12 protein-coding genes are annotated in these 12,626 nt (G+C 42.7%); 11 read left to right on the plus strand and 1 reads right to left on the minus strand.

The genetic code is table 11. The annotated features are described in order from the left end of the window. Position 1 precedes the first annotated feature (1 nt). From F0232_RS15490 to F0232_RS15535, 10 genes are read left to right on the plus strand one after another with little or no spacing between them, the layout of a single operon-like run. The gene (locus F0232_RS15490) at positions 2-430 is read left to right on the plus strand and encodes a TadE/TadG family type IV pilus assembly protein (protein WP_105057538.1); all 429 of its coding nucleotides are present in this window, start codon (positions 2-4) and stop codon (positions 428-430) included. Further along, a complete protein-coding gene (locus F0232_RS15495; protein WP_061032541.1) occupies positions 430-924 on the plus strand; it encodes a TadE/TadG family type IV pilus assembly protein in 495 nt (164 codons plus the stop codon). The genes F0232_RS15490 and F0232_RS15495 overlap by 1 nt, the downstream gene beginning before the upstream one ends. Before the next feature lie 16 nt (positions 925-940). Continuing rightward, positions 941-2,155, plus strand: coding sequence for an AAA family ATPase (locus tag F0232_RS15500; RefSeq protein ID WP_061032542.1), 1,215 nt, complete (start codon positions 941-943; stop codon positions 2,153-2,155). Between the two features lie 33 nt (positions 2,156-2,188). After that, positions 2,189-3,640, plus strand: a complete 1,452-nt coding sequence (locus tag F0232_RS15505) for a CpaF family protein (protein WP_061032543.1) — start codon at positions 2,189-2,191, stop codon at positions 3,638-3,640. A gap of 9 nt (positions 3,641-3,649) precedes the next feature. Further along, complete coding sequence (locus F0232_RS15510) at positions 3,650-4,615, plus strand: type II secretion system F family protein (RefSeq protein ID WP_061032544.1); 966 nt, start codon at positions 3,650-3,652, stop codon at positions 4,613-4,615. Between the two features lie 3 nt (positions 4,616-4,618). Further along, positions 4,619-5,590: a type II secretion system F family protein gene (locus F0232_RS15515; RefSeq protein ID WP_105057537.1), complete on the plus strand. Its 972-nt coding sequence runs from the start codon at positions 4,619-4,621 to the stop codon at positions 5,588-5,590. Continuing rightward, positions 5,587-6,591 carry a lipopolysaccharide assembly protein LapB gene (locus tag F0232_RS15520; protein WP_061032546.1) on the plus strand — a complete coding sequence of 335 codons (1,005 nt, stop codon included), beginning with the start codon at positions 5,587-5,589 and terminating at the stop codon, positions 6,589-6,591. The genes F0232_RS15515 and F0232_RS15520 overlap by 4 nt, the downstream gene beginning before the upstream one ends. A gap of 34 nt (positions 6,592-6,625) precedes the next feature. Further along, positions 6,626-8,389, plus strand: coding sequence for a hypothetical protein (locus F0232_RS15525; protein WP_171750857.1), 1,764 nt, complete (start codon positions 6,626-6,628; stop codon positions 8,387-8,389). Beyond that, positions 8,386-9,315 carry a glycosyltransferase family 2 protein gene (locus F0232_RS15530; RefSeq protein ID WP_171750858.1) on the plus strand — a complete coding sequence of 310 codons (930 nt, stop codon included), beginning with the start codon at positions 8,386-8,388 and terminating at the stop codon, positions 9,313-9,315. The genes F0232_RS15525 and F0232_RS15530 overlap by 4 nt, the downstream gene beginning before the upstream one ends. A gap of 9 nt (positions 9,316-9,324) precedes the next feature. Continuing rightward, on the plus strand, positions 9,325-10,038 hold the full coding sequence (locus F0232_RS15535; RefSeq protein ID WP_017065822.1) for a class I SAM-dependent methyltransferase: 714 nt from the start codon (positions 9,325-9,327) through the stop codon (positions 10,036-10,038). Positions 10,039-10,113: 75 nt separating this feature from the next. Here the strand turns inward: F0232_RS15535 and chrA are convergent, their stop codons facing one another. Next, positions 10,114-11,262 (minus strand): chromate efflux transporter, encoded by a 1,149-nt coding sequence (gene chrA / locus F0232_RS15540; RefSeq protein ID WP_171750859.1) that lies wholly within the window; start codon positions 11,260-11,262, stop codon positions 10,114-10,116. A gap of 101 nt (positions 11,263-11,363) precedes the next feature. Between chrA and F0232_RS15545 the strand changes: the two genes are divergently transcribed. Further along, positions 11,364-12,290 (plus strand): LysR family transcriptional regulator, encoded by a 927-nt coding sequence (locus tag F0232_RS15545; RefSeq protein WP_171750860.1) that lies wholly within the window; start codon positions 11,364-11,366, stop codon positions 12,288-12,290. The last annotated feature ends 336 nt before the right edge of the window (positions 12,291-12,626 follow it).

Raw genomic sequence — 12,626 nt, forward strand, 5'->3', positions numbered from 1 at the left:
TATGAAACGGTTGAGAAAACGACAAAGCGGTTTTGCAGCTATCGAGGTGGTACTGGCCACACCCGTATTATTGTTCTTTATGGTATTGGTGCTTGAATTCGGAAATATATTGATTCATTACAACGTCATTTCAAAGTCAGTGCAAAATGGAGCGCGTTATGCGGTTAGTGAAGTGTATGGGACTGTTGGCGGCACAATAGCCCCTACGTCAGAAATTCAGAATGTAGTGGTCTATGGTCAAAATAGTGTGGGCACGGCGGTACTCTCTTCATTGACGACAGCAGATGTCACTGTCACTCAGCCATCTGGCGATAGCTATGTGCGAGTAAGTGTTACCTATGATTATGTTCCACATTTCTTGTCTATTCCCTTTTCGTCGGAGAGCTTTGCCATTCCATTAAGTGTGACTTCGGTTATGAGGGTGCTGTGATGAAAAGGCTAAAAGGGCGTATTAAAGGACTTGCCATCGTTGAATTTACATTAGTGTCATGGCTGATTTTTCTTTTGATTTTTTTAATCTTGGCATTTGGTGCTTATATATTTTCACTACAAATGGTCAGTGAAGCGACAAGGAAGGCGGCTAGACTGGCGACAGTATGCTATGTCTTAGATAGAGATAATATTGGTGCAATGGTGGTGGATGAGATCCCGCTGGTTGGGTTTTCTGGTGCTAATTTAGAGGTGGCTTACCTTGATGCGAGTGGAGGGGAGATAGCATCAGATTTCGAAGATAACTTCGATGATATTAAGTTTGTACGTGCCAGAGCGACTGGCTACGGCATTCAGTTGATTAGTAACCTAAGTTTCTTAGGTAACAATGGGTTTCTTGCTGCCCCTGCATTCGAAACAATTTTACCGGCTGAAAGTTTAGGGGTTGTTAGGGCAGATTCTGACATTAAGAATCGATGTCCCGAAGTTATCTAGTACAGGAGTTTGATGTATGGGGGAAGCAATTCAAATGACGCCTAATGAGGGTGACATTACGCGTTTGAGAACTAATTTAAAGGTCTGGTTAATATACAATACTGAGGCTTTTCATTCGCATATGAGCCACGAATTGAAGAAATGCCGAAACGTACATGTGACGGCTTTTTCACTCTCGGCAATGAGCGAGGAATACCTAAAAAGTGCTGATGTTCCAGAACTCATTTTTGTCGAGGCCAATGGAAATTGGGCTCAAAAAATGGTTGAACTGCAAGGGTATGATCTGTCGCTTGAGGACGAGAACCTATCTTTGGTTGTGCTGGGAGATGAAAGTGATAATGGGGCGTTAAAGATAGCACTTCGCTTGGGAGCATCAGACTTCTTGTCGCACAATGTCATGCTCTCTGATTTACTCCCTCTGTTGAAAAAAACAGCGGCCGAAAAACTTGAGAACTCGAACTATGGTGAGTTTATTTTGTTTTTGAATACGAAAGGGGGGATGGGGGCGACAACTCTGGCTTTGAATACCGCTATTGAGATGGCCAGTCAGCATCCTAATGAAGTGCTTTTGCTCGATATTGATCTCCAATTTGGAGTAATTCCTGATTACTTAAATATTATTCCTACCTACAGCGTTTCTGATGCAATAAATAGCGCGAATGACCTGGATGAAATCTCCTTAGGAACTTTGGTCAATAAACATGAATCTGGTCTTCATGTTCTAAGCTTTAAGCATGAAAACAATGCTGATGATTTCGAGCAGGCACAAAAAATAGGCAGGCTGCTGCCTATATTGCGCCGTTTTTACCCTTATGTGGTGATCGACCTATCTAGAGGGTTAGATCATGTATTTGCATCTGCTATATCACCAGCAACGAAAGTGCTTCTGGTTTTACAGCAGAGTTTAGTGTCAGTAAAAAACACAAGTAGATTAATTAAGTCTCTGAAGTTTGAGTACGGCTTACAAAGCGACGCAATAGAGGTGATCCTTAACCGTTACGAAAAACGACATTCTATTAAGTTAAAGGACATTGAGCAGGCGGTGGGTAACCACGATATCCACTTGATGCCTAATGACTTTAAAGTGGCACTAGAGAGTGCCAACTTGGGGCAGCCGTTAGTTCAGTCGAGAAAGAAAAGCTCAATTACTCGTTCTATCATCGATTTGTCTCACGTTCTTTCACCACCAGAGCAAGAAGAAAAAGGCTGGTTGAAAAAGTGGTTTTCATAACGGGTAGATGAATAGTGAACACGAGGGATTGTGATGTTCTTTAAACGAAAAAATGTAAATCCAGAGTTTGAAAAAAGAGTAGAACAGATTTCGCATGACTCAGAAGATACCAACCCTGTTGAGCGTTTATCCAGTGTTGATACGTCTAGTCAATCTCGCAGTTCTGAAGCGAATGTAGAAAAGGAAAAAGCGATTGATGAAGCTCGAAAAGTGTTAGAGCAAGAGTTATCAATCAAACACTTTTTTCATAAGCAACTGCTTGAGACCCTAGATTTAGGATTACTTTCAAGTTTGGAAAAAGAGCGGGCTAAGGTTGACTTGCATGAAGCCATTTTACAGTTGATGGCTGACGATGGTAGTCATGCGCTGAGTGCTGAAGGGCGAAAGCGGGTTATAAAGCAGATAGAAGATGAGGTGTTTGGTCTTGGGCCGTTGGAGCCTTTACTCGCTGACCAAACCGTTTCAGATATCTTGGTGAATGGTCCTAAGAGCGTTTATGTCGAGCGAAGAGGTAAGCTTGAAAAGACGCCGTATACTTTTCTTGATGATCGCCATTTAAGAAATATCATTGACCGTATCGTAAGCCAGGTTGGTCGCCGAATCGATGAAGCATCACCTATGGTAGATGCCCGTTTAGTTGATGGATCTCGTGTGAATGCAATTATCCCTCCTCTTGCGCTTGATGGCCCTTCTGTTTCTATTCGTCGCTTTGCGGTTGATCGTTTAACGATGGATAACCTGATTGACTACAACTCAGTTTCGCCGCAAATGGCTAAATTTGTTGAAGCTGCGGTTAAAGGTGAACTCAACATATTGATTTCAGGTGGTACTGGTTCGGGAAAAACGACCACGTTAAATATCTTCTCCGGCTTTATTCCACGTGACCAGCGAATCATTACAATAGAGGACTCTGCGGAGCTTCAACTTCAACAACCTCATGTTATTCGTTTAGAGACTCGCCCTGCAAACCTAGAAGGTAAAGGGGAGATAAGTCAGCGGGAACTCGTGAAAAACACCCTACGTATGCGACCCGATAGAATCGTGGTTGGTGAGGTTCGTGGTAGCGAAGCGGTTGATATGTTAGCTGCGATGAATACTGGCCATGACGGCTCTCTCGCGACAATCCATGCCAACACCCCTCGTGACGCCTTAAGCCGTGTAGAAAACATGTTTTCTATGGCTGGTTGGAATATCTCAACCAAAAACTTAAGAGCTCAAATTGCTTCAGCTATCCACTTAGTCGTTCAAATGGAACGTCAAGAAGATGGTAAACGCCGTATGGTGAGTATTCAGGAAATCAACGGCATGGAAGGTGAGGTAATTACGATGTCGGAAATTTTCCGATTCCAACGTAAAGGTATTGATGAAGAGGGCAATATCCTCGGTTACTACACCGCAACGGGTGTGGTGCCTCAGTATCACGACCAACTAGTTAAACGTGGTCTTGACCTGCCTTTCGAACTCTTTACTGAAACTCACAGTTAAGGAGAGATTATGGATAACGTAAGTGTTTCATTAGCACTATTGTTTATCGCGGTACTTTTTATCTCCCAAGCACTATTGCTACCTGCTGCGGGGAAAAAAGCAAAGCATAAAGAGTTATCTCGTCGCTTAAAAGAGACGCAGCGTAATATTGATGAAGAGAGTTTGTCTTTGTTAAAAGAGCATTATAACAAAGACTTATCCCCCATCGATCGTAAGCTCATTGTGGTTCCTTATTTTGCTAGCTTGAAAAAAATGTTGGAGTTGGCAGGTATTAGAGTCGCGTTAAGTCGCTTTCTGTCGACTGTGACTCTTTGCGGGCTTGCGCTGACATTGATAGCCATCATGACAAATCAAGTGTGGTTTATCTGTGTCGCAGCCTTCATCCTTGTTTGGGTTATCGCTTACCTATATGTGCAGAATCGAGTGACTTATCGAATGGCTCGATTTGAAGAGCAACTCCCAGAAGCTTTAGACATCATTCGCCGAGCATTACAAGCTGGGCAGCCTCTTGTGCAGTCTTTTAATGAAGTGGGTGAAGAGCTACCAGATCCGATAGGCACTGAGTTTAAGAACACGTATAACCTGCTTAACTACGGTTATGACTTGCGCCTGGCTATTTTACAGATGGCTGAACGTGTACCAACGGTTTCTATGTTGGCTTTCTCTAGTGCCGTGATGTTGCAAAAAGAGACTGGGGGTAACTTGTCTGAGAACCTCCAAAAAGTATCTGAAGTACTCAGAGCTCGCTTTAAGTTAGAAAGAAAAGTGAAGACGCTCTCGGCTGAAAGTCGATTATCGGCATGGATATTAACACTATCTCCATTTGGGTTGTTTTTTGCTTTAAGAGTTGCCAGCCCAGAATACATAGAACCGCTTTACCAAGATCCCCGAGGTCTATCAATGGTTAGTGTGGGTATAGTGCTGTTGGCTGTCGGAGCCTTATGGATCAAAAAGATCATTAGCATAGAGATATAAGCCATGGACCTATTAAATATTGAAGTGTGGGAGCAGATGTTAGCTGACTTTGGAGTGAGCTCTCAGATGGTTATCTATGCGATGATTCTGCTTACTACTGTTTTATTAACATTAACGCTAGGGTTCCTATTTTTGGGTGCTCGTTCCCCCTTAGACAAGAAGCTTAGACAGATTTCTGAAGACGGACAGGTGAGAGGTAAAAAACCGTATGACTTCTCTAATACGCTAGAGTCATTAAGCCCTTTTCTTAGTAAAGGGAATAAAAAAGACAATGAAACCTACTCAGAAAAGCTCATGCACGCAGGGTTTCATGAGAAGAATGCTTTGTCCGTTTTCTATGCGTTAAAAGTGCTGTCGAGCTTAGTAGGTGTTATCGCTGCTTTCATGGTTTATTACATCTCATTAGGTGGTAGTTACAACAATTTATTGATTATGACGTGTGTTTTTCTAGGGACTTTTACACCTAATATTGTACTGAGCAAGCTGCAAAAAGAACGTCAGAAAAAAATCAGAAACGGAGTGCCTGATGCACTCGATCTTCTCGTTGTATGTACCGAGTCCGGATTGGGCTTTAATGCGGCCCTTGGGCGTGTCGCGTCTGAGCTATACGTCTCTCAACCTGAGCTTGCAGATGAATTGGATACGGTTTTTGCCAAGATACAAGCTGGGGTAACCATGCCCGATGCGCTTAGACAATTCATCGAACGAACTGGCCTTGTTGAACTAGAAGGCTTGGTATCTTTGCTTTCTCATGCCTCCAGAATGGGGGGAAGTTTAGCGCAAACACTGCGTGATTATACGGAAGATTTTCGAGATAAACGCCAGCAAGCGGCAGAAGAGGTGGCTGCGAAAATACCGACTAAAATGTTATTTCCTATGCTGATTTTTATTTGGCCTTGTTTTTTCATTGTTGCACTTGGCCCGGGACTACTTATCGTAATGGACGCATTGAGTGCGCCGGGAGCAAGTTTATGATGTTATACAATAAGTTCCTTCTACTTTTCCTACCGATACTACTACTCGGTTGTGCATCATCTGATGAACCAACTAATCAATTTGATGCAGAACTGTATTCCGGTAAACCGATAGATACGTTAACGAATGATGACCCTCCTTTGAGTGAGAAAGAAGCGATCATGCGTGGTGACGTGGCATTAAGGGACAACAACATCGATCTAGCCTTGTATGAATACATTCGCTCACTGTCTTTTCCTGAGCAAGAGTTTCACGACAAAACGCTGTTTACTATAGGAAAAATCCATTCATCTCGTGGCAACGCGGCGCTTGCCGAGAAAGCGTATTTGGCGGCCTTAGATTTCAATCCAGCACATACCGAGGTACTGGAGGAATTAGGCGTTTTGTATACGAAGCAGCGACGAACGGATGAAGGTCGAAGTTATTTCTTTAAAGCGATTAATGCCGACCAAGTTCGTTTGAAAAGCAGTGAAACGATTAAAAACCACCAAGCGTTAAGCCAAAGTGAAGTCGCTAGCTTGAAGGTCGACAGTATGTCTCCTGCATCAGCGTATATGGGAATTGGTGTGTTGGAAGATGTCGACGGAAAGCATCAGATAGCTCAAGAGTACTTCAAAAAGTCACTGCAGATAGACAAAAACTCATTCAAAGCTCTGTTGAATATGGGCTACTCCCATTACATGTACGGCAATTACAAGGAAGCGTATCAGTACACGCGTTCAGCTCTAGAGTTAGAGCCAAATAGTGAGAAGGCCCAAAACAATCTAGCCCTCATTTATCTGGCTTCCGGTGATGTTAAGAAAGCCACTAATATGTTTATGCGACATATGGATACGCCTGAGGCGTTGAATAATGTAGGGTATTTCCTAATATTACAAGGTAAGCCGGATGAAGCCGTTCCTTACCTTCAGCAAGCAATAGACAAGAAACCATCGTATTACAGAGTTGCGAACGAAAACTTAAACAGAGCATTAGCGGAAGTGAGAGAGATGGAGCAATAGTCGTTTAAATTTTGGCTCAGTGAAAAGGATATTCATGTCGCCTAAAAGTGAGAGTTTTAAAAAAGATATCATTGTTATCTCTGTCATCTGGCTCGTTTGTGCCACTGTGATCTTTATTTACAAATGGGAGAGTGTTTCAGCTCTTAACCTGAATGACAATGACGACTATATGCGTTTCGTTCAATTTCAGGATTGGATGGCAACTGGACATTGGTACCTAGAGCCAATGAATAATTTTAATGCCGCTGACGGCATTGTTATTCATTGGTCTCGCTTTCCTGATTTAATCTTATCGCTCGTAGCTTTTCCATTGTTGTTTATCGTCGATGATAATCTTGCTTATACAATATCAATTTCTCTTGTCCCTCTGCTTTACTTGCTACTTTTTTCTCTGTCATGCTTTTACCTAGCTGACCACCTCTTCGGTACCAAGTATCGCTTTATTAGTATGATGTTTGCGATTTCTTCGCCGTCAATTATCCATTTTTTACCCGGTTCTATTGATCATCATAATATTCAGCTGGTCTTCGCGGTCCTATTTCTAGCTTTAACGCCATTGAATCATGAGCAGTTGCGCCATGCGTGGCGTGTTTATGCGCAATCTATCTTGCTGTCTCTATCTTTATGGACGGGGCTTGATAATGTTTTGCTATTCATGTTTTTTTTCGCGATTTACACCGTGTATTGCGGTCTTGTTCGCCATCAGTGGTTTGGCTATATCTCTAAGTTGTATGCGAGTTCCGCTCTGTTTGGGATTTGTGCGGTTTTATTAAATCGGCCTTACGATGAGTTTTTTGTTTTTAAGTACGACGAAATATCATTTGTTCTCATCATCCTTTTCTTCTGTGGCTGGCTTTTCGTTAATGTTTATCATCGGTTTATGAATGAAGATAACAGTCTACTGCAAAAGGTTTTTCTGTTCGTATTTCTAGCTGTTCTATTTTTAATCCCAGTGGCAGTGCTTTATCCATCACTCAGCAGTGCGCTATTAATTGATTACCCTCCGATACTTAAAGTCTATTGGTTAGACCAAGTGACAGAAGCGAAATCGGTCGTTAGATATGTCGCAAGTCATGGTTTTTTCTCGATCGAGAATTACGCTTTGCTGGTGATTCCTGCCACTTTGTATCCACTTTTTAAGCGTAAAAATCACCACTGCACAATTTTGTATCTCATCTTTATGTTCAATTTAGCCCTTGCGATCTTTTGGCAGATTAGAGTCATGAGGTTGTGTTTTGTGCTAGCGGCTCCCCTCCAAGCATACGTGATACTTCAGTTAGCAGATTACATCCGTTCCTCCATCATAAAAGCGACGGTTATTACTTCTGGAGCACCACTAGCGGTCGCCTTTGTCATTCTCGCGTTGTCGCCAACCGAAGAAATTACAACTACTCTTGATCAAAAGGAGCAATCGCTGAAGATTCATAAGGTGTTAAAAGATAACGATATAAATTCGCACACCATACTTTCAGGGATTGAAACGGGGGCTCCAGTGTTGGCAAAAACGGATAATCGAATTATTGCTGCTCCTTACCATCGAAATATTGTTGGGAACCAATTTCTTATTGAAGTGATGCTAGAGGAAGATCTGAGCTTAGCCGAAAGGAAAATCATAGAGAAAAGCATCGATATCATTGTTATTGGCAATGACCCGCATTTGTTGATTTTAAAGGACTCGGCGAGCGAGGAGGCATTTATCAATAAGCTGTACAGCTCAGATACGCCAACTTGGTTAGATGTTGTGTACGACAATATTGAGAATGGGTACCGAGTGTTTCGAGTCAGGGAGAGTTCATGAAGAATCAAACCATAGCGCTGTTACTCCCGTGCTATAACGAAGCCGGAGCGGTTGGAAAAACGGTGGCTGACTTTCAACGTGCACTACCAAGTGCGACGATTTATGTGTACGACAATAACTCCACTGATGGTACGGTCGAAGAGGCGCTGCAAGCTGGTGCTGTTGTTCGCCACGAGTATCGTCAGGGCAAAGGTGAAGTCGTGCGACGGATGTTCTCAGATATTGATGCTGACATTTATATTATGGCTGATGGTGATGATACCTACGACGCCTCCATTAGCCCTACACTGATTGAACAACTGGTTACTGAACAGCTCGATATGATCATTGGCAGTCGAGAGCGCTCTTCCGAGGCTTATCCTGCAGGACATATTTTGGGTAATAAGATGTTTTCGACTCTGATAAATAAAGGGTTCAATGCTCAATTGAATGATGTTTTCTCTGGCTATCGAGTGATGAGTCGCCGGTTTGTAAAAACGGTTCCTATTTTCAGTGATGGCTTTCAAATTGAGACGGAACTAACCGTGCATGCATTGCACCATAATATGTCGATCAAAGAAGTACCCACTCATTATCACTCAAGGCCTGAAGGCACGGCGAGTAAGCTGAATACATTGAGTGATGGGATCAAAATCCTCAACTTTATTTTGTTCCTGCTACGAGACGTAAAGCCGATGTTTTTTTTCGGTGCTCTGTCGGTGTTGCTTTGCTTTATCTCATTGGGATTAGGGATTCCCGTCATTATCGATTTTATTGATACCGGGCTCGTTGAAAGAGTTCCAACAGCTATTCTGTCTAGTTCAATTGCACTTATCGCGGTGATGTCTTTCTTTTGCGGCTTGATACTCGACAACGTGTCGCGCGGCAGACGAGAGATGAGGATCCTTTCAATATTAAGAAGTCACGATCACAAGCCATCTCAATAGGATTCAGGAATGAGAATAAACAAGGATGAAGACAAGGAGTGGCTCGATTATTTGTCCCGTTTCAGTGATGAATATGACGAGCGAGTCTACGAAAGCAGTACAACAGGCTATGTGATGAGGGCGGGTCATATAGCGTGTGAGAAGCCTTTCAGTAACAGAGAGCATTTCTCGAAGGTGCTAGAAGTGGGTTCAGGGACGGGTGAACACTTGAGACATGTTCAGCATAGTTTTGACGAGTATACGGTCAGTGATGGCGATTCTGCCGCACTTGAAGTGGCAAAAAGGCAACTCAGTAACACCAGTACTTATGACAAGCTCGTTTTTAATGTAACGAATGCACGAGCGTTAGACTTTGAAAGTAACTGCTTTGATCGTGTTATTGCGACACATATATTGGAACACCTTTATGAGCCTCATCTTGTGATTAAAGAATGGCTTAGGGTATTAAAGCCGGGCGGCACTTTGTCCATTTTGATTCCTACAGACCCAGGTATTGCATGGAAAGTTGGTCGCTATATGACGACAAGAAAACTTGGAGTGAAAAAGGGGTGGAACTACGATTACATTATGGCGAGAGAACATGTTAATCCCTGCAATAATTTGATCGCCTTTTTAAAGTACTATCTCCCTGATAATAAACACTCTTTTTGGCCATTAAGCCCAATCCCGCTCATTGATTGCAATTTGTTTTTTAACTTCCATGGAATCAAGCCTGCTAGTTAAAGGTTCGACGGCTCCTATCGTTCAGTCGTAAGCAAGAAGTTAGGTATTCACTAACTTCTTGCTTCGGTTAGATCTTTAGTTAACAAAGCCAGTAAGAGCGCCGAATAGCATAAACATGCCGACAAGCCCTACGATTGGCATCTTGACCGTTTTCAATAGCCACACACCTATGATGATCAGAGCGAAGTCTAAACCGCCACTCACCGCACTTGTGAAGATTGGCTGATACAGAGCCGCAAGTAGTAACCCGACTACCGCTGCATTCACACCTGTAAGTGCACCAGCAACCAATGGTTTACTTGCGATTGCCTGCCAGTTTTTCAATACCCCTAGTAGTAATAAGAAGCCCGGTAAGAACACGGCGATTGTCGCTAACAAAGCGCCAGTAATTGGTGCTGATGGCATTAATACATAGCCTAGGTATGTCGCTAAGGTAAACATAGGACCAGGTACAGCCTGTGCTGCAGCATAGCCCGTTAGGAACGCATCTTGGGATAGTTGGTCACCAATACCATTCTGCAACAATGGAAGTACCACATGACCGCCACCGAATACTAAGCTGCCAGCTTGATAGAACAGACCAAATACCTCAATACCTTGAGAGTATGCACTGAACAGAGGAAGGCCAACCAACAGCGCAACAAAAATAACGAGCGGTGTTATGGAGATCTTGTGTATTGATGGAACCGTTTTGATGTCTTGTGAGGTCAAAAACTTGCTGCCAATGATTGCGGCAAATAGAAGTACCAAGATTTGCGGCCAGATCCCAGGAAGCAACAGGAGAACCACGGCAGTCATGACACATAAAGCGGTCGCGACTTTCGATTGGCAAAAGTTTTTGTACATGCCAAATGTGGCATCAGCAACCACCACCACTGCGAGTAGCTTCAAACCGTGAATAATTGAATTAAACAGAGGTGCTTCCAATAGCTGATTGCTCATCAAAGCTAATATCAACATTAAGATGACAGATGGGGAAGTAAAGCCGATAAACGCAGCAATCGCACCCGTTAAGCCACCTCTTTTGTAGCCAACCGCAAAGCCAACTTGGCTTGAACCTGGGCCGGGTAGAAATTGACTAAGCGCGACAATTTGCCCGTACTCTTCATCAGATAGCCAGTTAAGTTTCTCAACAAAGGTTTTACGGAAGTAGCCAATGTGCGCAGCTGGTCCACCAAAGCTAATCCAGCCAAGCCAGAAAAAGGTTTTAAAAATTGAAAGCATGATCGATTCCAAATAAATGTTTAGCGTAATTTATGGTGACTTGCACTATGATTCAAATTAATTGTTTTAATTATAACTATTAATGAAATAGGTTCTGCTGGATGGCTGATTTTAACTGGAAAGGTATCGATCTTAACTTATTGATAGCTCTGCAAGCGTTATACAAAACGAACAGTGTAAGTAAAGCGGCTGAGCGCTGTTATGTCAGTCAGTCTGCAATGAGTCATAGCCTTCAACGACTTCGAAAGTTGTTTGATGATCCTCTGTTTGAGCGGGTAGGGAGCAAGATGGAAGCAACGGATAGAGCGATTGAATTATCCAGTACTGTCGATGCCTTGCTCAATACCATTCAATCTGAAGTACTACTCTCTAAATCATTTGATGCAACAACTTACCAAGGCAGTTGGAAGATTGGTCTTACCGATTATGCCGAGCAGATGTTTGCTCCAGTGTTGTTTGATCTCATTAAAAAGTCCTCTCCTGATTCTCAAATTGCGTTGTTCAACGTAAATCGAGCTAACTATCAGCGAGTATTTGAAGATTCTAAGCTTGATATGGCGATCGGTAGCTTCGGTGAAGTGTCTAAGCTATACAGAACCAAGCACTTGTACACAGAACAGCACGTCTGCTTGCTCGACAATTCAGTGTTGTCGATCGAAGAGCCCATGTCTTTAGCACAATTTGCATCTGTTGGGCATGCTTTGGTTTCTCCTGCCGGAGTGATAAAAACGGGAGTCGACAGTCGCCTAGCTGAACTTGGCTTAAGTCGAAAAGTGGTTATTGCTTCGAGTAACTTTTTAACGGTAAAGCGCTTAATTCGTGGTAGAGAATTGCTCTGTATAGTGCCTAAGCTGGTGGCTCGTAATGGCATTGAGGGTGAAGAAGCACTGTTGGCTGTCAAGCCACCGATAGATGTACCGGATTTCGATATACAGCTTGTCTATCGGAAAGCGAAGCATTTAGATGATAAAAATAAGTTACTTAGAAGGTTGATTACTGAAGCTGTGTCGTCTGTGATTGCTGAGTAATGTTTTGTATTGGGGGATAACCACACTTTTTCTAATTATTTAAGGAAAAATCAGGTTAATAATAAGAATCCGACTATACTTAATTTACGACTCAAAGCAGTCGGAAAGAATAGGCTTTTTGATTTACCTAAGTAAAAAAATTGGTTATATCCTCATGATATAGCTCAAAAACCTACCAGGCTAAACGGATTTAGTTGGTCTAAAAAGCGCTAGCTCCCCCTAGCGCTTTTTCTTGGTTCATCGCGGATTAGCGGGAACTAAAAACAAAAACGGTAGTAAGTGATATGGTTTAGTCGCCAAACAAAAATCATACACAAACTACCGTTTTCATGCCGA

Source organism: Vibrio sp. T3Y01, assembly GCF_013114525.1.
Lineage (GTDB): Bacteria > Pseudomonadota > Gammaproteobacteria > Enterobacterales > Vibrionaceae > Vibrio > Vibrio chagasii_B.